Origin of the sequence: Chryseobacterium soli (assembly GCF_000737705.1) — a bacterium.
In the GTDB taxonomy this organism is placed as follows: Bacteria; Bacteroidota; Bacteroidia; order Flavobacteriales; family Weeksellaceae; genus Chryseobacterium; species Chryseobacterium soli.
Window position 1 is genome coordinate 160652 of sequence record NZ_JPRH01000001.1, and the last position, 23290, is coordinate 183941.

The 23290-nt window shown below is 35.4% G+C and carries 22 protein-coding genes; 15 read left to right on the forward strand and 7 right to left on the reverse strand.

The annotated features are described in order from the left end of the window. Window positions 1-5 precede the first annotated feature (5 nt). The 6 genes from IW15_RS00720 to IW15_RS00745 all read left to right on the forward strand — a co-directional run bounded on the left by IW15_RS00720 (window position 6) and on the right by IW15_RS00745 (window position 6611). Entirely contained in the window at window positions 6-2261 is a 2256-nt protein-coding gene (locus IW15_RS00720) for a lantibiotic dehydratase family protein (RefSeq protein ID WP_034708473.1), read from the forward strand. Continuing rightward, window positions 2254-3132 carry a thiopeptide-type bacteriocin biosynthesis protein gene (locus tag IW15_RS00725; protein ID WP_034708475.1) on the forward strand — a complete coding sequence of 293 codons (879 nt, stop codon included), beginning with the start codon at window positions 2254-2256 and terminating at the stop codon, window positions 3130-3132. The genes IW15_RS00720 and IW15_RS00725 overlap by 8 nt, the downstream gene beginning before the upstream one ends. Then, the gene (locus IW15_RS00730; RefSeq protein ID WP_034708477.1) at window positions 3133-4029 is read left to right on the forward strand and encodes a glycoside hydrolase family protein; all 897 of its coding nucleotides are present in this window, start codon (window positions 3133-3135) and stop codon (window positions 4027-4029) included. It begins immediately after the preceding gene. Window positions 4030-4091: 62 nt separating this feature from the next. Continuing rightward, window positions 4092-4523, forward strand: a complete 432-nt coding sequence (locus IW15_RS00735) for a hypothetical protein (RefSeq protein ID WP_034708480.1) — start codon at window positions 4092-4094, stop codon at window positions 4521-4523. A gap of 30 nt (window positions 4524-4553) precedes the next feature. Continuing rightward, on the forward strand, window positions 4554-5546 hold the full coding sequence (locus IW15_RS00740) for an aspartate-semialdehyde dehydrogenase (RefSeq protein ID WP_034708483.1): 993 nt from the start codon (window positions 4554-4556) through the stop codon (window positions 5544-5546). 54 nt (window positions 5547-5600) lie between these two features. Beyond that, window positions 5601-6611: a cation diffusion facilitator family transporter gene (locus IW15_RS00745; RefSeq protein ID WP_034708486.1), complete on the forward strand. Its 1011-nt coding sequence runs from the start codon at window positions 5601-5603 to the stop codon at window positions 6609-6611. Between the two features lie 11 nt (window positions 6612-6622). On the opposite strand, the gene IW15_RS00750 is transcribed toward IW15_RS00745, so the two are convergent. Then, a complete protein-coding gene (locus IW15_RS00750) occupies window positions 6623-7063 on the reverse strand; it encodes an exosortase F system-associated membrane protein (RefSeq protein WP_034708488.1) in 441 nt (146 codons plus the stop codon). Continuing rightward, a complete protein-coding gene (xrtF, locus tag IW15_RS00755) occupies window positions 7050-7580 on the reverse strand; it encodes an exosortase family protein XrtF (RefSeq protein WP_034708491.1) in 531 nt (176 codons plus the stop codon). Before xrtF ends, IW15_RS00750 begins: the two co-directional genes overlap by 14 nt. A gap of 50 nt (window positions 7581-7630) precedes the next feature. Between xrtF and IW15_RS00760 the strand changes: the two genes are divergently transcribed. The 5 genes from IW15_RS00760 to IW15_RS00780 all read left to right on the forward strand — a co-directional run bounded on the left by IW15_RS00760 (window position 7631) and on the right by IW15_RS00780 (window position 11210). Further along, window positions 7631-8650: an aminoglycoside phosphotransferase family protein gene (locus IW15_RS00760; RefSeq protein WP_034708495.1), complete on the forward strand. Its 1020-nt coding sequence runs from the start codon at window positions 7631-7633 to the stop codon at window positions 8648-8650. An 87-nt stretch (window positions 8651-8737) separates the two neighbouring features. Then, window positions 8738-9145 (forward strand): RapZ C-terminal domain-containing protein, encoded by a 408-nt coding sequence (locus IW15_RS00765; protein WP_034708498.1) that lies wholly within the window; start codon window positions 8738-8740, stop codon window positions 9143-9145. A 61-nt stretch (window positions 9146-9206) separates the two neighbouring features. Next, window positions 9207-9920 (forward strand): nucleotidyltransferase family protein, encoded by a 714-nt coding sequence (locus tag IW15_RS00770; protein WP_034708501.1) that lies wholly within the window; start codon window positions 9207-9209, stop codon window positions 9918-9920. Between the two features lie 8 nt (window positions 9921-9928). Further along, on the forward strand, window positions 9929-10681 hold the full coding sequence (locus tag IW15_RS00775; protein ID WP_051881671.1) for an LOG family protein: 753 nt from the start codon (window positions 9929-9931) through the stop codon (window positions 10679-10681). A gap of 106 nt (window positions 10682-10787) precedes the next feature. Next, window positions 10788-11210, forward strand: coding sequence for a DUF6702 family protein (locus IW15_RS00780; protein ID WP_316931868.1), 423 nt, complete (start codon window positions 10788-10790; stop codon window positions 11208-11210). Window positions 11211-11283: 73 nt separating this feature from the next. Here IW15_RS00780 and IW15_RS00785 read toward each other — a convergent pair whose 3' ends face one another. The 3 genes from IW15_RS00785 to IW15_RS00795 form a co-directional block, all read right to left on the reverse strand. Continuing rightward, window positions 11284-11730: a hypothetical protein gene (locus tag IW15_RS00785; protein ID WP_131368443.1), complete on the reverse strand. Its 447-nt coding sequence runs from the start codon at window positions 11728-11730 to the stop codon at window positions 11284-11286. A 77-nt stretch (window positions 11731-11807) separates the two neighbouring features. After that, window positions 11808-13982 (reverse strand): DUF5689 domain-containing protein, encoded by a 2175-nt coding sequence (locus IW15_RS00790; protein WP_034708508.1) that lies wholly within the window; start codon window positions 13980-13982, stop codon window positions 11808-11810. Between the two features lie 10 nt (window positions 13983-13992). Continuing rightward, window positions 13993-16737, reverse strand: coding sequence for a carboxypeptidase-like regulatory domain-containing protein (locus tag IW15_RS00795; protein WP_034708509.1), 2745 nt, complete (start codon window positions 16735-16737; stop codon window positions 13993-13995). 239 nt (window positions 16738-16976) lie between these two features. Here IW15_RS00795 and IW15_RS00800 point away from each other — a divergent pair, with 239 nt between their 5' ends. Both IW15_RS00800 and IW15_RS00805 read left to right on the forward strand, forming a co-directional pair. Further along, window positions 16977-18176 (forward strand): endonuclease/exonuclease/phosphatase family protein, encoded by a 1200-nt coding sequence (locus tag IW15_RS00800; RefSeq protein ID WP_034708512.1) that lies wholly within the window; start codon window positions 16977-16979, stop codon window positions 18174-18176. A gap of 58 nt (window positions 18177-18234) precedes the next feature. Then, a complete protein-coding gene (locus IW15_RS00805; protein ID WP_034708513.1) occupies window positions 18235-18654 on the forward strand; it encodes a DUF6146 family protein in 420 nt (139 codons plus the stop codon). A 74-nt stretch (window positions 18655-18728) separates the two neighbouring features. Here the strand turns inward: IW15_RS00805 and IW15_RS00810 are convergent, their stop codons facing one another. Both IW15_RS00810 and rho read right to left on the reverse strand, forming a co-directional pair. Further along, window positions 18729-19325, reverse strand: a complete 597-nt coding sequence (locus IW15_RS00810) for a superoxide dismutase (RefSeq protein WP_034708514.1) — start codon at window positions 19323-19325, stop codon at window positions 18729-18731. Between the two features lie 307 nt (window positions 19326-19632). Beyond that, window positions 19633-21531: a transcription termination factor Rho gene (rho, locus tag IW15_RS00815; protein ID WP_034708515.1), complete on the reverse strand. Its 1899-nt coding sequence runs from the start codon at window positions 21529-21531 to the stop codon at window positions 19633-19635. 144 nt (window positions 21532-21675) lie between these two features. On the opposite strand from rho, the gene IW15_RS00820 reads away from it, so the two are divergent. Continuing rightward, entirely contained in the window at window positions 21676-22065 is a 390-nt protein-coding gene (locus tag IW15_RS00820) for a DUF4293 domain-containing protein (protein WP_034708517.1), read from the forward strand. 122 nt (window positions 22066-22187) lie between these two features. After that, window positions 22188-23108, forward strand: a complete 921-nt coding sequence (locus IW15_RS00825; protein WP_034708518.1) for a M28 family peptidase — start codon at window positions 22188-22190, stop codon at window positions 23106-23108. The last annotated feature ends 182 nt before the right edge of the window (window positions 23109-23290 follow it).

Genomic DNA, 23290 nt, shown 5'->3' on the forward strand with positions numbered 1-23290 from the left:
TGTAAATGAGTAAATTTCCATACAAAGCACTTGACAATTTCGTATTAAGAACTCCTTCGAAATCTTTAAATTTTCTGAAAGAATTATTAAACGAACAATATATTTCCACTGAAAAGCTGAAACAGGCAACTTCAGATCCGTTCTTCCAGGAAGCTTTATTTCTGGCCTCCCCAAATCTCCAAAACACCATGGTTGAATGGATTAAAGGAAACATAACGAACGAAGTTAAGCAAGAAAAGTTACAAAACAGCCTTTTAAAGTATTTGTCCAGAATGTCTTCAAGATGCACTCCATTCGGCTTATTTGCCGGATATGCTGTAGGACAATTAGACACTGAAACAAATATACAACTGAAAGAATTAAGTTCATACAAAAGATATACAAGACTGGATATGCAGTATTTGTCTTCCCTGTCACAAAAATTGATCGCCAATAAATCATTAAGAAATCATTTAATCTTTAATCCCAATAATACATTATATAAAATAGGCCAACAATACAGATACATAGAGTATAGATATTCTGCTGGCTTAAAAAGGAGTTATCACATAGAAGCAATAGAAGCAGACGAATACTTTGAATATATTATAAAAACAGCATCTGGCGGTTTAACTGTGGATAACTTGATAACTGCTTTAATAAAATATGACTCAGACATTGATGAAAAAGAGGCAAAAAATTACATTAATCTGCTCATTGATAATCAAATCCTTGTAAGCAATATAGATCCTGTAGTCATCGGAAAAGATTATTTGACAGTAGTTAAAGAAAACATTCTAACAAAAAAAATAGTAAAGGTTCTCACTGATATTGATACACAGCTTAAAAGTATAGACCAACAGATTCCTAATCATATCAATCGCTATTTTGAAATAAAATCTCAGGCAGATAAACTAGAAACCGAAATTGATTTAAAATTTCTATTTCAGGCAGATCTTAATGCTGCCACTAAAATCAATAAAATTGACAAAAAAAACATCAAAGAAATCAAAGACGCGTTAGTTCTTTTAAATAAATTTTCCATAATTTCTAAAAATAAATCTAATACCTATATAGATAACTTTGTTAAGAAATTTAAACAGAGATATGAAGAACAGGAGGTTCCTCTTTCAAAAGCTTTAGACCCGGAATCAGGAATTGGATATAAAAATAATGATATGGACGAAATCATACCTGACAATACTTTTATTGACAATCTCGTGATAACTCCCAACCGGATTAATAAAAATGAAATTAACTGGAATAACACCAATGCAATATTTCATTATAAAATAACCCAAGCTTATAAGAATGATGACTATATCATTACCTTAAATTCATCTGATCTTCCTTCTTGGATTAAAGAATCCTGGAATGACCTTCCGGACACCTTGTCATTTATGACAGAATTCGTCATGATAGATGGAGAACAAAAAATAAAATTAGATGGTGCTGGCGGAGCAAGCGGAGCTAATATTTTTGGAAGATTCAGTTTAAATGATAAAGACATATTTCAGCATACAGAAAAAATAATTGATATTGAAAAGCAAATCAATCATGACTCTGTTATAGTTGATCTTGCTCACCTTCCTGAATCAAGAATAGGCAATGTTATCAACAGACCAAGCTTTAGTGACTATGAAATCCCTTATTTATCGCAATCTATAAAACCTACAGACTCTCAAATCTTACTGGAAGACTTAATGATTTCCGTAAAATCCAATCAGATTATTTTACGCTCAAAGAAGTTGAATAAAAGGATTATACCACGGCTTATTAATGCCCACAATTATGCCGCGAATTCCATTCCTGTTTATCATTTTCTATGTGATTTACAAATGCAGGGGAAAAGAACAGGCCTGAGTCTGGAATTAGGACAGATGGAAAAAAACTACAAATTTATTCCCCGTATTGAATTAAACAATATCATTCTAAAGCCAGCCACATGGAATCTGAGAAGAAAAGATCTCCTTATATTCACCAACGATATTACATCTGATGCAGATTTACTAAAAGCTATAGAACAGTCTCAAAGAGAATGGAAGCTCCCTCAATACATTCTCTTTGCCGAAAATGATAATGAATTACTCATCAACTTACAAAACATCAATAGTATTAAAATGATGATAGATGCCATAGGTGAAAAACCCAACTTCACCTTCAAAGAATTTCTTTTTAAAGACGAAAAGCAGATTGTGCGTAAAGGCAAGGAATCTTTTACTAATCAGATCATTATTACCTTTTATAATGATCAAAAATTAATTGACCATAAAAATGCATAGTAATATACAGCGGAATTTTATTTTCGGAGATGAATGGTTATACTATAAATTTTTCTGCGGACACAATGCCTCAGATAAAATCTTGTCAGAAATCATAAAACCTGTCAGTGAAAAACTTTTATCTGAAGGATTTATCGATGAATGGTTTTTTATCCATTACACCGATCCCTCCTATCACATTAGATATAGAATTAAAATAAAAAATGGAGACTTTATAGGTCCTGTTGTGAATATATTAAACTCTTATTTAAAAGAATTTATTATACAGGAACTGATCTGGAATGTTGAAACGGATACTTATAAGCGGGAAATAGAAAGATATGGAGAGAATACCATGCAGATATCTGAAAATATTTTTTGTTTAGACAGTCGTATTATTGTAAATTTTATTGAACATTTTAACAATGAGCAGCCTTTTGAAAGAAGTTCATTTGCTTTGAGACTGGTTCAATTTTATCTTGACAGTTTCGAATTATCTATCCTGGAAAAATTACATTTTACTGAATCATTGAAAAATGCTTTTTATAAAGAATTCGGATCAGAAAAAGAGATCAAAAAACAACTGGATAAGGTTTTTATTAACAACCAACAGCTTATCTATAAAACTCTTTCTTCCCCAATAAGCAAGACAAATCATCTTACAAAGAGCATCTTCAATCATAAAAAAGATATCATAAAGAATATCAATTCAATTTTGACAATCCATAAAGAAGGAGTTCTACAAACAGAAATATTCAATTTATTATCCAGTTACATTCACATGTCTGTTAATAGACTCTTCATATCTAATCACCGTTTACACGAGTTAACTTTGTATGATTTTTTATGGCGATTCTATAAAAAAGAATATTTTAATTCAAAAAATTCGTAAATGCTGTCAGCAGAAGATATTTATTCACAATTATCCCATGTGAAAAATTATGAAAATTGGGACACCGGATTAAATGGCAAAAGTGCAGTTTCATTATTTCTATTTCATTATAGTAAGCTCAAAAAAAGTACTGAAGCACACAATAAAGGGATTGATTTATTAGAGCATGAATTAAATAATCTTGAATCCATTTCAAATGTCAGCCTCTTTAATGGTTTATGTGGTATTGCCTGGAGTGTAAATTATCTTGCCAGTGAAAATATGATCGATATTGATCATGATGACTTCCTTCCTGATTTACTTGAAAGTGAATTAAAAAGCATCTTTTTTTCGAATAATGCATTAATTTCTGATCATCAGTTTAAAAATAATTCGGATATATTTTTCTATTTTATCGAAAGATATTCTACGACCCAATCCGACATTTTAAAGAACGAATATGAAATTTTCATCAATCGGAGCCTTATACTTTTTACACATTTTTTTCATCAACTTGATAGTCATAAACTTTATGAAAAGCTTGACATAAAAAACCTGATTGGATTTATACGAAATTTAAATCTACTAGCTCAAAGTTTTCAATCTCCTTTATTACATTTTTTATTCTCAAAAAGCAACAACTGGGTGTTATCAGCATTAGAGGTCAATAACATAAACCTTTCTGCTCTATTTCAATCAGCTAATTACATCACTGATACAACACACTCTAAAAAACTGACTAAGCTTTTAACTAAAAACAATAAAAAAACAGTTAATGAAATGACTTTAGATAAAATCAATATTTCCGAAAATATAGGTATTTGGAATGAAGGGACTAGTAATCTAGGGTTAAAACATATAGTTTTTGAAGATCAAATTAAAAAAAAATCACTTAAATATCTTCTCGAGCTGGATTAAAACAGAATAGTCTGCATATTATTCATAAAGGATTCTTTATATTTGTGTACAAAAAATTGATTATGGATTTTTACAAGATTTTATTGAGTGCCCATAAAGGATTCGGGTATCTGGAATTGGTTTTAGTAACCTTATTTATTGTTGCTTTGTTGGTTACCATGTTTGGATTCAGTGGTAAAGTAAACAAATTATTAAAGAAGACTACCCTCTTCACGATGATCTTTTTCCACGTTCAGTTTTTAATCGGTATTATTATGCTCGTTATTAATTTTACAAAAGGACTTGATATGGGATCTGTCATGAAAAATGCAGACCTGAGATTTCAATATGTAGAACATCCATTTTCTATGCTAATTGCAGCTGTTTTAATGACAATCGTCAACAAAAAAGTAAAAGTTAACCCTACCATTTCTTTAGGAATCGTAATTATGGGATTAATTGCAGTCGGTTTATTTGCATTCGCGTTTCCATGGACAAGAGTCTTTGGAGCATAATATATTAACTTAAATAATGTAATCATTAAGATGAAAGTAGCTGTAGTCGGTTCAACAGGAATGGTTGGACAAGTTATGCTTAAAGTTTTGGAAGAAAGGAACTTCCCTGTAACAGAATTAATTCCGGTCGCATCGGAAAGATCTATAGGTAAGAAGGTGAAGTATAAACAGAAAGAATATACTATTGTAAGCATAAACGACGCTATAGCTGCCAAACCTGATATTGCCATATTTTCTGCAGGCGGATCTACTTCTCTGGAGTATGCTCCCCAATTTGCAGCAGCAGGTATCACTGTAATTGATAATTCTTCAGCATGGAGAATGGACCCTGATAAAAAATTAGTCGTTCCGGAAATCAATGCAGGAGTTTTAACGAAAGAAGATAAAATCATTGCGAATCCTAACTGTTCTACCATTCAGTTGGTAATGGTTCTGGGCCCGCTCAACAAAAAATACGACCTGAAAAGAGTGGTTGTTTCTACCTACCAGTCTGTAACAGGAACAGGAAAAGCAGCGGTAGATCAACTGAATGCTGAAATCAACACTGATAATTCGGTGGCAAAAGTATATCCTTATCAGATATTCAAAAATGCCTTACCTCATTGTGATGTTTTTAGTGATGACGATTACACTAAAGAAGAGATTAAATTAATGAAAGAGCCTAAGAAAATTTTAGGGGATGATACATTCAATTTAACAGCTACTGCAGTAAGAGTTCCGGTACAGGGAGGACATTCTGAAAGCGTAAACATTGAATTCGAAAACGAATTTGAATTGGACGAAATAAGAAAAATCTTATCGGAAACTCCCGGAGTCATTGTAATGGATGATGTAAAGAATAACATATATCCAATGCCATTATATTCTGAAGGAAAAGATGAAGTCTTTGTCGGCAGGATAAGACGGGATCTATCACAGCCGAAAACTCTCAATCTCTGGATTGTAGCAGACAATCTGCGAAAAGGAGCAGCAACCAACGCAGTACAGATCGCAGAATACCTTGTAGCAAACAACTTAGTATAAACTAACAAATAAAAAAAGAGTCTCAACATTGAGATTCTTTTTTTTATCAAACTTATGAAGAATAAGAAAAGTAACAATAAAGATAAAATTGGTTTCCAAAAGCTCATTGCTGTTTTTGGAGTTATTCTTTTCATCGGAAAACTGGCTGCCTGGAAGCTTACGAATTCCGATGCTGTTTTTTCTGATGCCATGGAAAGTGTCGTGAATGTCATCAGCGCATTTATGGGGCTCTACTCTCTTCACCTTGCGGCCAAACCCAAAGATGAAGATCATCCTTATGGACATGGAAAAGTAGAATTCGTCACCTCCGGTATTGAAGGTGCCCTTATCGCCATTGCCGGAATCATGATCATTTACGAAGGAATCAATAGTTTAATCGTAGGAAAAGTTTTAAATAAACTGGACTGGGGAATCTGGATTATCGCGGCCACAGCAATAGTCAATTACCTGCTCGGATATATTTCCATTAAAAAAGGGAAGGAAGAAAACTCCTTAGTCCTCATTTCATCCGGAAAGCATCTTCAGTCGGACACCATTACTACACTCGGTGTTGTAATCAGTTTAATTGTGGTATATTTTACAAAAATCTACTGGCTGGATTCAGTCGTAGCCCTGGTTTTTGGAGCCTATATCATTATTGTAGGGTATAAGATTGTCCGTAAGTCTTTAAGCGGAATTATGGACGAACAAGACCCTGACCTTCTCCGCCAGATCGTGCAGATCCTTGAAAACAACAGAAGAACAGAATGGATCGACGTTCACAATATGAAAATCCAGCAATTCGGGTCCTCCCTTCATATTGATGCCCACATCACCCTTCCCTGGTACTACAGCCTGCGTGAAGCGCATAACGAAATGGAAAAGGCCATCATCCTTCTCGCCAACAATACAAAACGAAGCATTGAGTTTAATTTTCACATGGACGACTGCAAGCCGATCTCATGTTCTGTATGCCAGATCAAAGACTGTCCTGTACGCGAAAAAGATTTTGTAAAGCGTGTAATCTGGACTCCGGAAAATGTAACAAGTGTAGATAAACATACCGCAGAAGGACACACAAATTAAGTGATGTAGTTTTATGTGTTTTTTAATGTCCCGATCTGCTTCCGATAATAAAACATAGGAACAATCAACAGTAAAATTAATGGCTGGATTACAAACCTTCTCATATAAAAAGAAAACAGGTAGCCTATCTCAAATCTATCATAAATACAGTACAGATAGATCGGAAAAGTAATGGCAAAAATAATCGTTATCAGCAGTGCACCCTGCAGGGTCCATTGTTTATTTTTAAATAAAAAATGAATAACCAGACATGAAAAAAACAGGTTTAAAACAAATCTGAAAAGGTGTCCGATTATTAATTTTCCCCATTTAAATTCCGGAAACGTAAAGTTCTTATTAGCTTCATGGAAATAATTCAGAAAAGGATCGTAGAAAAGACGGTCTTCCAGCAGTCTTACGCTTATAAGACCCAGTACACCTGCTATAACCAAAAACCAACTAAGAATTCTCATTTTTCAATGCAAAAAATTTAATCCATATCAGCCAGAGCAACACCACACTTCCATAAATAACCGCAGGAAAAATAAAATCGTGGAACATTTTACTGTACTCTTGGTGATCAGTTTGTACAATATTCAATCCTACGATTCTTACCACATTCATCCCGTAAAGAAAAACAAGTCCAATGAAGACAAAGACAAATGTTTTAGTCCCTTTATAGAATGCAAAAATAAAAGAAACAAACAAAATCATGACAGAAACAGCATTACACCCTTCCACCATTCTCGTAGCATACACATTCTTCACATAGAACCAAACCTGATCATTTTTAATATCGTCGTACAATTCTGTAGGATATCCTATTTTATTTTGAATCCAGCTCACCTGATCCGCAATTATTCTTGAAAACGAATCCAGCCCGGTTCCCTTGCAGCTATTCAGAAAAAACTGATAGGCAAAAAGCAACACCAGATAGATGATGATGAAGCGAAGCAAAATGCTTAAAACTGGTTTAAAATCCTTTAGCATACTGCAAAGATAAAAATTAGACGGTAATTTAGTATATTTGTTTCCATATTATGACTTCCGAAAACGCAAAACGATTTTTTGAAAACTATCTGGGTGACACATTTTCTGAGTTCGTCACATTGGCTCAAAGCGGTTCAGCCAGGGTAAACTTTCTGGCAACATCTTCCAGTAAAAAGTATATCGTAACTTACAATGAAAACATTCCGGAAAATGAATGTTTTTTATACTATTCTGAAATTTTTTCGTCACTGCACCTCAATACTCCTGCTATTTTTGCGATTTCTGATGACCGGAAAACATATATCCAGGAATTTTTGGGCGAAAACACCCTTTCCGAACTTATTTCAAATGAAGGACTTTCTGCCAGAGTACTATCACTCGTTACGCAAACCTTAGAAAAGCTCTACCGGCTTCAGATTGAGACACAAGGAAAAATTGATTTTTCTAAAACTTTTGAATATGAGAGGTATGATGAACTTCCCGTGATCCACGATTTGTATTATTTTAAAAATTTCGTGGCCGATGTTCTTGAACTTGAGTATCACAAATCCACTCTTCTGAAAGAATTTAAAGAAATTGCCCGACGTATCGAAGGCCTTGAGCCCAAGGGAATCATGATTCGTGATTTTCAGGCTCGAAATATTATGGTGAATCAAAATGATGAAGTTTCATTTATTGATTATCAATCGGCGATGGAAGGTCCTTTGATGTATGATGTTATTTCTTTTCTTTTTCAGGCTAAAGCCAATTTCCCTGAAGATTTTAAAAATGAAATGCTAGAATTTTACATCCAGCAGTTTGAAAATGAAAAAATAAAAAATCAACTAAAAGAATCGGTTAAACCTATTCAGATGATGAGATTCCTGCAGGTTTTAGGAGCTTACGGTTTCAGAGGTCTGATTCAGAGAAAGCAGCACTTTCTGGCAAGCATTAAACAGGGAATTTTAAACATCACACAATTTGCCGATTCTTGGGAACATATGAAAGACTACCCGGAGCTTAAAAAAGTAATCGGCCAGTTAACGCTGGAGAAAACAGAATCAAAAATTAATGAAATTATCAATTCTTAAAGTTGATTCACATAGCTCTACTGAAGAAACTAAAAGATTAGTATTAATAAAACTAAATAACCTTAATGGTTAATAAAAAAATAAAATATGCTTCACATCGACATACACAGCTTTTCGTATAAAAAAGGAGGAATTCCAAAAGATGAATCAGGAAACGGAGGAGGTTTTGCTTTCGACTGCAGGGGAATACTTAACCCAGGGAGGATTGAAGAATATAAAACCCAAACAGGAAATGATATCGGTGTGCAGAAATACCTTGAGGAAAACACTGAAATGCCTGCATTTTTAGAATTGGTAAAAAGCATTGTTTCGATCAATATTGATAATTATCTTGCAAGGGGCTTTGAAAACCTTCAGATCAATTTCGGATGCACTGGCGGACAGCACCGGTCCGTATATTGCGCCATAAAGATTGCTGAATTCATTAAGGAAAAGTATCCGGAAGGTACTGAAATTAGCCTTCACCACGATGAACAGCACCATCTGAATTCATAAATGATAAGTGATAGATTCTAATAATTTATCTTTATCTCATTAATCACCTATCAATTATACAATGAAAGCTCTAATTTTCGCAGCTGGAAAAGGCACAAGGCTTAAACCGTTTACAGATCACCATCCCAAAGCCTTAGCAAAGGTTAACGGGATCCCTCTTCTGGAAAGAAACATCCAATATCTTAAAAGTTTTGGAATAAAGGATTTTGTCATCAACATCCATCATTTTGGAGATCAAATTGCTGAATTTCTTAAAAAGAACAATAATTTCAACTGTCATATTGAAATTTCTGATGAAACAGACGAATTGCTGGAAACAGGAGGTGGTTTGATTTTTGCTAGAAGATTTCTGGATCATGGGGAAGATTTTTTAATCATGAATGCTGATATTTTAACCAACATCAATATTACAGATCTCGTTAATTATCACAAAAAGATAAAAGATTTTGCTACTTTAGCCGTTTCGGATAGGGAAAGTTCAAGAAAACTGCTTTTCAATGATGAACTTGTCCTAAGAGGCTGGCTGAATGTACAAACCGGCGAACAGAGACTGGCTGAATTCAACAAAGGATTTAAGGCTTTGGCGTTCAGCGGTGTACACTGTATCAACCCCAGTATCTTTGAAAAAATAAAAAGAACAGGCAAATTTTCTGTTATGGAAGAATATCTGGATCTTATGCTGACCGAACAAATACACGGTTTTGTGCATGACAGTATCCTGATAGATGTCGGAAGACCGGAATCTGTAATAGAAGCCGAAAAACATTTTAAATAATTTTTGCAATGGAAATTGATGGAACCCGGGATGAAAGCTTAGTAAATCCAGAACTCGACATAAACGAATCAAAGCTGCACAACAGCTTCAGACAAAAAACCTGGGACGAAACCATTACCAAAGACAGCTGGATGGTTTTCAAGGTGATGGCAGAATTTGTAGACGGATATGAAAAACTCGCCAAAATCGGACCTTGTGTATCGCTGTTTGGCTCTGCACGTCTGAAACCGGGAAGCAAATATTATGAGATGGCTGTAGAAATTGCTGAGAAAATCACAAAACTAGGCTTCGGAATTATTACCGGAGGCGGTCCTGGGATTATGGAGGCTGGAAATAAAGGCGCTTTTAATGCAAAAGGGAAATCTATCGGTTTAAATATCGATCTTCCTTTTGAGCAGCATTTTAATCCGTATATTAACAAATCATATTCAATGAACTTTGATTACTTTTTTGTAAGAAAAGTGATGTTTATTAAATATTCTCAGGGTTTTGTTGTAATGCCGGGAGGATTTGGTACTTTAGATGAATTAACGGAAGCGATGACACTGATCCAGACTAATAAAATTGGGAAATTCCCTATTGTGTTGGTCGGCAGTAAATTTTGGAGCGGATTACTGGAATGGTTTAAGGCAACCTTACTGGAAGAGGGAATGATTGCTGCAGATGATCTTGATCTTTACAGAGTTGTGGACACTGCGGATGAAGCGGTAGCACACATTAAAGCGTTTTATGATAAATACGCGGTGAACGTCAATTTTTAATTGGCATATTATTTGTGACTTAATATAAACAAGCATGATTGTAAATCTATTAATTAAGATGAAAAAACTTATATATATATCTAGTATTTTAACATTTTTTGTGTTAATGAGTTTTATGTATGTAGACTTTTTCTCTTCGATGACCAAAGTGGATTATATTGATGGAAGCAAGACATTGAAGTTTACCACAAAAATGAATACAAACCACATTTCTGATGCTATTAAGATCAACCCCAACACCGCTGGATTTGAAGCAGAAGTAAAAAAATATGTGAACAATAATTTTGATGTGTACGTCAATGGCTCTCCTAAAACAATTACTTTTACAGGAAGTCAGGTAAACGGAGAAACTGTATGGGTGTATTTTGAAACGGGCGGAGTATCGGACATCAGCACCTTAAAAATAAAAAACGCGATCCTTTTAAGTTCTTTTCCTAAGCAAATTAACGTAGTTACTATTGCTTACAAAGGAACTCAGAAAGTAATGAATTTCCAACGAGGAAAAGAAGTAAACGAAGTTTCTTTTTAAAAAGAAATTTTAAAGTATAAAAACCACTGCAATGCAGTGGTTTTTTTGTTATATAATCAATAAAAATACATTGTTACCAGTTGATAACAGCCATTTTAACATCATGCTCTATATCACTTTTATTATACTGAAAAGGTATTTTTTCTAACGACCAGGATTTCTTATAATATCCACCTTCTTCATGAATATTATATTTAGAAAGAGAATCTGTAATATCATATTTATCCAATATAATATACCCATTCTTACTATTAGTAGAATCGTAGGCGACCAGATACTTCCGCCCAAAGATAAATTCTCCATTGCGGTGTGCCCTAATTCTATCATAATTGTTATAAAATTCAATATCAAAACCTAACCCGTTTTTATTATTATAGTACTCGTATCTCACTTCACCTATTGTGTATTTTGTGTTTTTAAGCATTTTCACATTAGGAGGCCCAGCACTGGCATAGAAACTATATATCAATAGAGACACTAATCCCACAAAAGTAAGTATCCCCTTGGTTCGTTGACTCATACTATTCATTATTATATGAAATTAATAAAAAAGGCGGACTTTAAAAAGTCCGCCCTGGTATTATATTAAAGCTCCTATTATTGTGCCTTTATTTTGAAATCATCTACTTCCCATGTCGCTGCTGCTGAAGTCGTAGAAGTATATTTAAATGCAATTCTAACATTTTTACCTAAGAATGCACTTAGATTTACATTTCCTGAACCTACCCAGTCACCAAATGCTCCTGTATTGGTATCTAATGTTGCAGGTAATAATGTCCAAACTGTTGTTGCCACATTTCCTGTAAAGTTATCCGTTGCATATACCTGTAACGTATTTCCTGCATATCTTACATCGGTAGTGAAACTCACGGCAGCTTTTGTTTTACCTACCAAGCTTACTGCTTTAGAGATTAACCAATCTTCATTGGCATTGTTTACAGATGCAAAACCGTTCATCATTGCATAGTAGTTGGTTCCGTTACCCTGATTTGAAGTACCCCAAACCTGAGCTCCTGTTACGTTTACTGTAGTCCAGTCTGTACTGAATCCACCGCTTGCAAAGTTTTCACTATAAATAGTCGGGATCGGTGTATAAATACTTCCGTCACATCTTGGATTATCCAAATCAACATTAGCTAATTTTGTAATCCATAACTGATATGTTCCATTGAAAATACTTGCGATTGCATATACATCACCTTTACCTCCTTCGATTTCAGTAGAACCTGGTTTTTTAGGCGCTGCAGATGTTCCGAAATCTGCCAATCCGCTTGTTCTCAGAAGAATCTGGTTTCCTGCACAATCCTGTAATGTTCTGTTCGTAGTTCCTGTACCGTCCGTATATGTTTTTCCAAGGTCGCTGTCTATAAACTGAAGATCTTTGATTTTGATCCATCTTCCAACATCAGCAGTGGTAAGCTGTGTAATGGTTCTTTCTGTAGGAACTACCGGTCTTGAAGCAGTATTCGTATCAAAGAAATATTTATACATATCTGTTTCTTCGATCTGTCCGAACTGGGTGTTATTATTGAACAGGTTTCCTAACTGTATTTCTCCGCTAACGTTTCTTACATATAGGTTTTTCAATTTAATATTAACATCTTTTCCTAATCTGAAACGGTTATCAAGATATAAATTCACTTTATTGATGTTTACTCTGATTCCGCCTGTAGCATCTTCTATGTACACATATTTGTATAGGTTACCAGTTTCGTCATTAGCCACAACCTGAGCTTTCACATAGAAATCTCCTGTAATCTGCGTCCAGTTTGTTCCTGTAGACATTTGCTTAAGTTCAGCTACCGTTTTCGCCGTCAGCGTACTTGGATTAAAATCACACGGGCTAGAAGTAAGACCATCTAAACGCGGGAATTTATTCATATCAAGGTCAGTAGGTTTGTTAACATACAATTGATACGTTACTGTAGAAGTTGGCGTAGACTGGAATTTACTGTAAATCCCTACAAACTTACCTTTTCCTGAAGGAAGAAGCTGATTGGCAAATGAAGCAAATCCACTGTTTCTTACGATAGCCGTTTTTGTATATTTTCCTACACCACCGGTTACTGTCCAGCCCTCACCTATAGTTTTATCTATCGTTACACCGTTAGGGGCATAGGTTGTACATAATGCTCTTCCATCGAATTCAACATCATTAAGTTGGATCAGACATCCGAAATACTGGTCGTTAGAAGCAACCATATCACTCATCGTCATTACTTTAGGAACGATATTCCCTCTTGTTGTACAAGATCTGAAGATGAATTTCGGTACTTGTTTTTCCGGAATTCTTGATACTGCTCCGGCAGAAGTTTCAGCACCGGTTTTCATACCCAACTGTACAAGGTTACCGTATGCTCCTACTGCAAGACCATTAAGTTTAACATAAATCTTTGATCCCTGAGGATATCTTGTATAGGTACTTACGGCATCCACACTGATGGTAAATCCATGCGTAGGGTTCTGTAAAGCATCCTGGATATAGATTGTTTTGTAGATATTACCTGTTTCATCCGTAGAAGAAACATATCCTACCATGTATAAATCATCAGATTCATCATTAGGCGTTTTATCTTCCGGGAAAACGTAAGTAGTACTGTTTTGGTATTTTGCTTTTACATCGGCAAATGGTACTACGATCCCTTTTTTATCAGCACAGTCGAAACCGTCAAGGTTAGGCTGGTCATATTTATCATCATGCACACATCCTGTGATATACAGGGAAGCAATGATCACAAAAATATATTTTAAAATTGAAGTATATTTTTTCATAGTGGTCTTTTTAGAATCTTAAATAAACGTTAGTAAAGAAGGTTGTTCCTCTGTCATACCAAAGTTTTGGTCCGAAATAAGGGGTATCTCTCTGAGACTCTGCAAGAGCGTCTGCAAAGTTTACATTTCTTCCCTGCTCGAATCCTCCGGTTACATAGTTTCTGTTGTTCAGAATATTGTTTACAGATACACTAAGTCCCATTCTGTATTTTCCAAACTGGAAAGATTTACCTGCATTAGCATTCAGCATAAACTGGTTGTTGAATTTCTTTTGCTTGGTAATCTGCTGGATAAGCTCAGGCGTTACTCCCGGATACGGATCGTTTGTTGTCTGATCTGTATACATGTATGGCGTTTTATTAAGCGCTGAGAAATCAAGGTACTGATCCATCAGGTAATTGGCTGAAGCTCCAACCCACCAATATTTAGGAGAATTATATTTTAAACCAAAAGAGAATGCTTTCTGAGGTGTTCCGGCAACTTTGTAATCTTTTACATTTGCTTTCCCCCATACGTCTGTTCCTCTGAATCCGTTAAGATCATCAAAAGTTGATACTTCCGGGTTGTTGGTATATTTGTATTCTCCAATACTTGCTACCCCCACTGCATTTAATGTAGATGTTACTTTCACATCGAAGCCTAATTCAACTCCCATGTATCTCTTGTTCACACCGCTCATTGCTTCGTTTACCAATGTACTGAATGAGTTCCCCAGCGTTCCGTCATTAACATCAGCATAGTATCTTGAAATTTCAGTAGCATTCTGGATCGTTGTAAGATATCCTGACAATCTTAATTTCAGGATCTGTCCTCTCATGATATAACTGATATCATTAGAATTGATGATCTGATTTTTAACACCTGGCGTTAAATAATCCACCATTCTTGGGTTAATATAGATCTCATTGATTGTTGGTGCCAAACTGAAGAAAGCTCCGTTGTATACGATAAAGTTTTTACCGTCGATCTTATAAGTAAGTTTTGCTTTAATACCAGCATCTAAGGCATCATAAACCGCACTTTTTCCTTTAGAGTTGTCTCTGAATCTTGCAATACCACTTCTGAAATTACCTTCTCTGTATGCTTCAGAATAAGAAGAGAAGATGGAAGCTACCACATTAAATTTACTGAAATCCACTTCTGATGAAACGTTCAGAGAGTAATGGTTTCTTGTCAGCTCATAAGAATACTGAGTTCTGTCTCCTTCTCTTACTTCTACATTCGTATCATCTGCATTGTATCTTACATCATTATTAAAAGCATTAAGATTATAAGCATAATTAGCCCCTAATAAATCTTTAATTCTTCTAAAGTTATCAGATTTTAAATTCTGGTAGTTAAAGTTGATATTCAATTTCCAGTTATCCTTTAATCTTGTATCAAAGTGAGAGGAGAAATTGAATGTTTTATCTTTATTTACGTCTTCTACTACAGTATATACAGCTCCTCTTGGCGACCCATCCATATTGGTAAGGTTAAGACGGTTGGCATTGTATATAGAATTCCAGTCGATCTGAGACTGCTGTCTGAACTCATCAGCTGATAAAAGTCCGTAGCTTGGTAATTTTCTGTAATACGTAGGGTTTGGATCTGCAGCGTGGAACCAGTCTAATCTGCTTCTTGCATCGCTTCCAAACTGATAAGAAACTGTGTTAGTCCAGTTTGAGGTTTTACCCAGTTTCAGGTAATCTGTCAACATGAAAATCGGTTCAAAAACATTTCTGATTCTGGAGTTTCTTTTTTCTCCATCCTGCCAACCCCAGTAAGAGTTGTAGTTTTTCCCCATAATATCATATACTTCCTGAGTATTTGGAGCGTTGGAAGCTCTATAGGTAGGTGATCCGAAACCGGTAAGGTTGATAGAGTGTCTGTCGCTGAATTTCTTTTCAATAGATCCGAAATAAGCATACGCATCCTGGTATACCCCATCAATAACAGCTCTGTCTCCCCATCTTCTGCTTCCTGAAAACGTAAATGCCCAACCTTTCTTGGTTAATCCTGAAGAATACGTTGCCATAGCTCTCTGCATATAACTTCTATTGGTAAATGAATACGCCAATGAAGTCTGCTTTCTGTAGCTGGAAGCTCTGGTGTTATAATAAGCTACCCCGCCCAGGTTACCAAAAGTATATTCTGAAGGAGTAATATTGTCTACATTCTCGTACGGATATCTGGTAACATCATTCAAACCACCCCAGTTGCTGAAATCAACTCTACCGTCATCATTTTTAGACATCGATACTCCGTTGAAAACTACATCCTCAAATCTGTTATCTACCCCTCTTGGTCTGAACCAGTAAGCACCTAGTTCAAAAGCGGAAACATTTTGGAAAGCATCTCTCCCTGAGCTCAAAAGTCCAACTGTAGGCTGCATTGATGAGCCTCCATCTTCGGTATCATTTGCAGAGTCGTCAATGACTACAACTCCTGCATCTGTTCCTAGATTGTAATTAAGTGTAATAACACCCAAGTCTTTTCTCTTCTCATCAGCCGTTACATCAAATTCTAAAATTTTAGATTCAAAATTTGGTTTTGCAACAGTAATAAGATAATGGCCAGGTTTCAAATCCACAAACTGGAAGTACCCAATTTTATCCACAGTCACATCACCGCTGGACTGTGCTAGATCTACTTCTGCTTTCTCTAATGGCTTACCGTCCTGATCCTTAACGTATGCAAAAACGGTAGTTTGTGCAAAGTAATAAGATGCAGGCAATAGGGTAAACAAAGAGATTAGGGATAGTTTTTTAATCATAATAAACTTATTTTTAACTCCTTCTTTATTTAAGGGGCCACAAATTTAGAACTATTTTCATTAAGTCAAACATTTTAAGCTTTTTATTCTATTAATTTTTCTTAACCTTCCACCATTATCCTAACAATATTATCTTTTCTTCATTAATATAAAAAAGCATTTGTTAAAATATTTTTAATATGAGTCTTATATAAAATTAGTAATTTTACCCCCTTAATTTTTTTGAATATACTAAGAACATGAAAAAATATCTAATCATTGCTGCGGTATTTTGCTTCGGATCTGCTTTTTCACAGCAGAAACAAGTTAAAAGAGCGGCTGTCGCTTTCCTGAATGTAGAAAACCTTTGGGACACTATTCCTTCTGCGGATTATATCGACGGAACCCTTCAGGTAAACAATCCTAAATTTCATAGAAGCGTACCATTAGATTCTTTAAAATATCTTGAAACCACAGAAGACTACAGAGGAGAATGGAGTGATGATCTGCTAATCGGAAAAAAAGTAATCCGCAAGCAGGTCTTAGCCGATGACTTTACTGCCAACAGCCCTAAAAGATGGGGAACGAAATCATACAACCAAAAATTAGCCAATGAAGCAAAGGTGATTTCTGAACTGGGTAGACAGTACACCAATGACAACCCGGTTATCTGCGGACTGATTGAAGTTGAAAACAGACAGGTCATTGAAGATCTTATCAAACAGCCTGCTCTGGCAAAAAGCAACTACGGAATTGTACATTTCAACACGTATGATGCAAGAGGTATTGACGTAGCAATCATTTATCAAAAATCCAGATTCTCTGTCATAAACTCTTATAAAAAAGAAATAAAAATCTTCGGAGACGAAGGAAGAAGAGAATACACCAGAGATGTTGTAGTGGCAGTAGGTTTATTGGATGGTGAAAAAGTAGCTATTTTAATGAATCACTGGCCTTCAAGAAGAGGTGGAGAAGCAATTTCACAGGCTAAAAGAAATACAGCTGCTACCGTTTTGAAAAACGAAATGGATAAGCTGACTGCTGAAAACCCAGGCATCAAATTATTCTCTATGGGTGATTACAATGATGATCCGGTAAGTCCAAGCGTGAAAAAACATTTAGGAGCAGTAGGTGATCCTAGTGAATTATCGGACAAAACTCCTTATTATAATCTAATGTATAAGCTATACAAAGCAGGGGTTGCTTCTTTAGCATACAGAGATGCTCCCAATTTGTTTGATCAGATTATCGTTTCAAGAAACTTATATTCTCCTGACAAAATTACCCCTACTTATACCATCTATAAGGCAGAGATCTATGCTCCTTCTTATTTAGTCAACAAGGAAGGACAGTACAAAGGATACCCATTCCGTTCTTGGGACGGCGACAGGTTTACTGGTGGATACAGTGACCACTTCCCAGCTGTTTCTGTTGTTCAGAAGGAATACATTAAAAAATAAAACAAAAGCACTCTTTTTAGGGTGCTTTTTTAATATATTTAAGGTAAATATATCCATCATGAAAAATTTTGTATTGCTCTTAATTTTCGCATGTATTCCTTTTAGTTGTTTTTCGCAAACCACTCCTAAGAATACGAAAGAGAAATCTGAAATAAAGCCTTCTAAAAATGATGACGGAGAATGGGATATCACAGTAATGGATACTCAGTTTGACTATTTCCTGAATGGTATTGCAAAACCCATCAGCCAATATTCTGAATCGTATTTAAAGACTAAAAACACTTTTCTGGTGAACGAGTGGAACTCTTATTATAACACAGGGAAGTACAGAAACATCATAGAATCCGGAATCGATTATGATCCAAAAGAAAATTACGGGATCAAGTTCGAATACAAGCTGTATCAGGTATTCGCTTACGTAAGCTGGAAGTACGGATTAAGAATGAACGGATTGTCCGGCAGCGATGTCATACGATAGCATTCCTTAACAATCATGCACAAAAAAAGGTTCAGAAAACATTCTGAACCTTTTGCTTTTATAGGATCTAACAATTATTTGTTGAATAATTCTTCTACTTTGTCCCAGTTTACTACATCGAAAAAAGCTCCAACATAATCAGGTCTTCTGTTCTGGTAGTTCAAATAATATGCATGCTCCCAAACGTCCAATCCTAACACTGGAGTTCCTTTAACGTCTGCAACAGGCATTAACGGGTTGTCCTGGTTTGGAGTAGAAGAAACAGAAACAGAACCGTCTGCATTCTTAATTAACCAAGCCCATCCTGAACCGAATCTTGTCTTAGCTGCATCAGAAAAATCAGTTTTGAATTTTTCAAGACCACCATAGTTTTCAATCGCTGCTTTTACATTTCCTACAGGTTCTTTGCTTCCACCAGGAGTTAAGATTTTCCAGAATAAGCTATGGTTGAAGTGTCCTCCTCCATTATTTCTTACCGCTGGCTTATCAGTTCCTGTCTGGCAGATCTCTTCAATTGTTTTTCCTGCTAATTCAGTTCCTTCAATTGCTTTGTTTAAGTTATCGATATATGCCTGGTGGTGCTTAGTATAATGGATTTCCATTGTTTTTGCATCAATAGTAGGCTCTAATGCATCGTAAGCGTATCCTAATGTTGGTAATTCAAATGACATAATTTTATTTTTAATGTTATAATCCAAAGTTAGCCAATATTTAAGCTATTATCAAAAATTGGAGATTATTTTAATAAATCTTTAACATTGATATATTCATTGCCATGAATCATCCTTCTTCAATAAATAAAGCAGATTTAAATCCTTTGTATTTCTTTTACACAATATTTCTTTCGGATCTGAGAATTACAATTCAGGAAATGAAAACAGATTTCTTTGTTATATTGATAATCAAGAACGCATACCTTCTATAAAAATAAAAAGCACGAACCTTACGATCCGTGCTTTCTATTTAACAATATTAAATTTATTTATTCATAGACATCAGGAATTCTTCATTGTTTAAAGTTCCTTTGATGTTTTTATTTACAAATTCCATAGCTTCCACAGGGTTCATTTCAGAAAGATATTTTCTGAAGATCCACATTCTCTGTGAGGTAACCTCGTCCAGAAGAAGATCATCTCTACGCGTGCTTGAAGAAATTAAATCGATAGCCGGATAAATCCTTCTGTTCGCTATTTTTCTGTCTAACTGAAGTTCCATGTTTCCGGTACCTTTGAATTCTTCAAAAATAACTTCATCCATTTTAGAACCGGTATCGATAAGAGCAGTTGCAATAATCGTTAAAGAACCTCCGTTCTCAATTTTTCTTGCTGCTCCGAAGAATCTTTTCGGTTTGTGTAATGCATTGGCATCTACTCCACCGGAAAGAACTTTTCCTGAAGCTGGAGTCACCGTATTATATGCTCTTGCCAATCTCGTAATAGAGTCTAACAGGATCACTACATCGTGTCCGCATTCTACCATTCTCTGTGCTTTCGCAAGTACAAGATTAGCTACTTTCACGTGTTTTTCTGCCGCCTCATCAAATGTAGAAGCAATCACTTCAGCATTTACACTTCTTTCCATATCGGTAACTTCCTCAGGGCGTTCGTCGATAAGAAGTACCATCATGTATACTTCAGGGTGGTTGGCCGCAATAGAATTGGCAATATCTTTAAGCAACATGGTTTTACCTGTCTTAGGCTGCGCCACGATCATTGCTCTCTGTCCTTTTCCAATCGGTGCAAAAAGATCTACGATTCTTGTGGAAAGCGTAGAATTATTTCCTGCCAGATTAAATTTCTCTTCAGGGAAAAGCGGTGTTAAATATTCAAAAGCAACACGGTCTTTAATGAATGCTAAATCACGTCCATTAACTTCTGTAGGCTTTAAAAGTGAAAAATATTTTTCTCCTTCTTTTGGCAATCTAACAATACCTTTCACAGTATCACCCGTTTTTAATCCAAAGTTTCTGATCTGCGCTGTAGAAACATACACATCATCAGGAGAAGAAATGTAGCTAAAATCTGAAGACCGTAAAAAACCGTAGTTATCCGGAAGGATTTCTAAAACCCCTTCAATACTAACCATTCCGTCGAAGTTAAACTCTTTTCTGGACTCATGATGTTCTTCATGCTTCTCAGAATGTCTGTTTTGATTCTGGTTTTGATTAGAATTTTGATTCTGGTTAGGATTCTGATTCTGATTCGAATTCTGGTTAGGATTCTGATTCGGGTTTTGGTTTGGATTCTTATGAGAATTTCCACTATTCTGTGGATGATTGTGATTTTTTTGAGGTCTGGCCTGAGATTGAGGGGATGTAGGCTTTTCTTCTGTAGGAGCAGATTCCTGAGGTTCTGCATTTTTAGTAGCTTCTTTTCTTTCCTGAACAGACTCTGTATTACCTGTATTATTATTAGGAGGAGAAACTCTTTGTCTTTTTTTCTTAGCCTGTGCAGTTTGTGTTTGTGCTTCTGCTTTGGTTTCGGTTTCAGTTTTTACTTCCTCCGGTTTCTGTTGTTCAGGAACACGTTGTCTTGCCTCTACTTTTGCCTGTACCTGTGGCTTTATTTCTACTTCTTGGGGTTGTGTTTCCTCCTGTGGTATCGCTTCCGACTTGGGTTTCGGTGCGGTTTTCTTTGGAGCTGATTTTCTTGCAGGAGCTTTTGCTGGTTTCTCAGCCGGTATTTCTTCAGTAGTTATACTGGTTTCCGTGGCGTTGAAATAATCTTTAGCAACTTTAGGGTTAGAAGCCTGAAAGTCAAGAATTGCAAAGATTTTGTCATTTTCATTGCTGTTTCTTGCAACTTTAACGCCCAAATCCTTTAAGATTTTAGTCAAGTCCGTTACGGATTTTGACCTTAACGTTTCTAGGTTAAACATATTTAATGTAAAAATGTAATTAATTGTGAGTAAGAAAAGTAAGTCCGGTGACTGTTATTTTCAAGTACATTGTATAATGCAAATCTACACTTATTTTTGAATTGTGCAAAATTTATGTTATTTTTGCCAACGAATTAATATTCAATGCTACAAAGAATACAGACCATATGGACATTTTTAGCAGTTTTGGCTGCTGTTTCTCTTTTCTTAACGGGACAAGATGCTACTGTTTTTGGTAGTATTCCCGTGGTAAACATTGGGTGTATTGCCCTTGTTTTAGTTGGATTACTGAGTGTATTCAGCTATAAAAACAGAAAAAGACAAATTTTGCTGAATACCATCAGCATCATTATAAACGTTTTGTTGATTGGTGTATTGACGTACTGGTTACTAAACTTATCCGGAGGAATACAATTTCCTGAGAAGGGTATTGAGCCGGTTTTCCCATTGATCGCGGTAATTTGTCTGCTTATTGCAAACATTTATATCCGCAGAGATGAGAGGCTCGTAAAATCTGTAGACAGACTGCGATAACCTTACAACGATTTTTTGAGTGAAAGCAGCTTCTTTTCAGAAGCTGTTTTTTTATTATATTTATCATATCAACTGCAACATTTCATGTAAAGCTGCGACAGATCCTATAAATATTATCAACAATGAAAAAACTAACCTACCTTACTGTATCGCTTTTTTCAGTCTTTACTTTCGCTCAGGAAGTTTCGAAAGAAAGGGTGAACACGATTCTTTCAACACTGGCATCAGATGAAATGAAAGGCCGCGAAATCGGAACTCCCGAAAATGAAAATGCCGGCAACTATATTGCCACTTTATTCAAAGAAAATAATTTAGAATACTGTACCGGGAATTCTTATCTCGTTCCTTTTAATTATAAAGGAAAAACAGTGTATAATGTATGTGGTGTAAAAAAAGGAAAAACGGATAAATACCTGGGATTCTCAGGCCATTTTGATCATATCGGCACTAATAATAAAAGCGGCGACAACATTTACAACGGTGCAGATGATGACGCAAGCGGCATCACCACCCTGGTGGGTATTTCAGATTATTTTAAAAATAAAAACCCTGAATTTTCTATGGTTTTCATGGCCTTTAACGGCGAAGAAAAAGGAATGCTGGGCTCTACAGCCATTGCCGGTGACAAAAATTTAGACAAAATCTACAATAACCTATCCGCCCTTTTCAATTTTGAAATGGTAGCCACAGAATCTCAGTTCGGAAAGAACGCCGTTTTCATGACAGGAGACGAATTCTCTGATATGGACGAGCTTTTCAATAAAAATGCAGTGAACGGATTAACGATAAATCCTGATCCTTATGCTAAAGAGCAACTATTTTACAGATCAGACAATGTGAATTTTGTAAAAAAGAAAATTATCGCTCATTCTATTTCAACAGCAGACATGACAAAAATAAAGCATTACCACCAGGTAAATGATGATGTAAGCATTGTTGATTTTGACAATATGACCCAGATCATTAATAATTTTGGGAAAACACTGGAAAAATTAAGTCCTAAGAACTTTGCTCCGAAGTATACGGATAAAGTAAAGTTTTAAGAAAATTCTATTCAATAAAAACCACCTTTTGGTGGTTTTCTTTTTTTATACCGGGCATCTTATTGATTCCTAATTTTTGAACATCATTTTTTCGTACTTCGGCTTCTACAAGCAATCTAATAGAATTTTCCTACTGCTAAAATCCATCTATTTCAGGATATTATTTAATATACTGAAGAAGT

Bases quoted from the DNA above. Each gene is read 5' to 3' on its own strand.
- IW15_RS00810 (WP_034708514.1), bottom strand. From the start codon at position 19,325: ATGTCATTTGAATTACCAACATTAGGATACGCTTACGATGCATTAGAG.
- IW15_RS00800 (WP_034708512.1), top strand. From the start codon at position 16,977: ATGAAAAAATATCTAATCATTGCTGCGGTATTTTGCTTCGGATCTGCT.
- IW15_RS00740 (WP_034708483.1), top strand. From the start codon at position 4,554: ATGAAAGTAGCTGTAGTCGGTTCAACAGGAATGGTTGGACAAGTTATG.
- IW15_RS00735 (WP_034708480.1), top strand. From the start codon at position 4,092: ATGGATTTTTACAAGATTTTATTGAGTGCCCATAAAGGATTCGGGTAT.
- IW15_RS00770 (WP_034708501.1), top strand. From the start codon at position 9,207: ATGAAAGCTCTAATTTTCGCAGCTGGAAAAGGCACAAGGCTTAAACCG.
- IW15_RS00765 (WP_034708498.1), top strand. From the start codon at position 8,738: ATGCTTCACATCGACATACACAGCTTTTCGTATAAAAAAGGAGGAATT.
- IW15_RS00725 (WP_034708475.1), top strand. From the start codon at position 2,254: ATGCATAGTAATATACAGCGGAATTTTATTTTCGGAGATGAATGGTTA.
- xrtF (WP_034708491.1), bottom strand. From the start codon at position 7,580: ATGCTAAAGGATTTTAAACCAGTTTTAAGCATTTTGCTTCGCTTCATC.
- IW15_RS00820 (WP_034708517.1), top strand. From the start codon at position 21,676: ATGCTACAAAGAATACAGACCATATGGACATTTTTAGCAGTTTTGGCT.
- IW15_RS00795 (WP_034708509.1), bottom strand. From the start codon at position 16,737: ATGATTAAAAAACTATCCCTAATCTCTTTGTTTACCCTATTGCCTGCA.
- IW15_RS00825 (WP_034708518.1), top strand. From the start codon at position 22,188: ATGAAAAAACTAACCTACCTTACTGTATCGCTTTTTTCAGTCTTTACT.
- IW15_RS00785 (WP_131368443.1), bottom strand. From the start codon at position 11,730: ATGAGTCAACGAACCAAGGGGATACTTACTTTTGTGGGATTAGTGTCT.
- IW15_RS00805 (WP_034708513.1), top strand. From the start codon at position 18,235: ATGAAAAATTTTGTATTGCTCTTAATTTTCGCATGTATTCCTTTTAGT.
- IW15_RS00780 (WP_316931868.1), top strand. From the start codon at position 10,788: ATGAGTTTTATGTATGTAGACTTTTTCTCTTCGATGACCAAAGTGGAT.
- IW15_RS00775 (WP_051881671.1), top strand. From the start codon at position 9,929: ATGGAAATTGATGGAACCCGGGATGAAAGCTTAGTAAATCCAGAACTC.
- IW15_RS00730 (WP_034708477.1), top strand. From the start codon at position 3,133: ATGCTGTCAGCAGAAGATATTTATTCACAATTATCCCATGTGAAAAAT.
- IW15_RS00790 (WP_034708508.1), bottom strand. From the start codon at position 13,982: ATGAAAAAATATACTTCAATTTTAAAATATATTTTTGTGATCATTGCT.
- IW15_RS00750 (WP_034708488.1), bottom strand. From the start codon at position 7,063: ATGAGAATTCTTAGTTGGTTTTTGGTTATAGCAGGTGTACTGGGTCTT.
- IW15_RS00760 (WP_034708495.1), top strand. From the start codon at position 7,631: ATGACTTCCGAAAACGCAAAACGATTTTTTGAAAACTATCTGGGTGAC.
- IW15_RS00745 (WP_034708486.1), top strand. From the start codon at position 5,601: ATGAAGAATAAGAAAAGTAACAATAAAGATAAAATTGGTTTCCAAAAG.
- rho (WP_034708515.1), bottom strand. From the start codon at position 21,531: ATGTTTAACCTAGAAACGTTAAGGTCAAAATCCGTAACGGACTTGACT.
- IW15_RS00720 (WP_034708473.1), top strand. From the start codon at position 6: ATGAGTAAATTTCCATACAAAGCACTTGACAATTTCGTATTAAGAACT.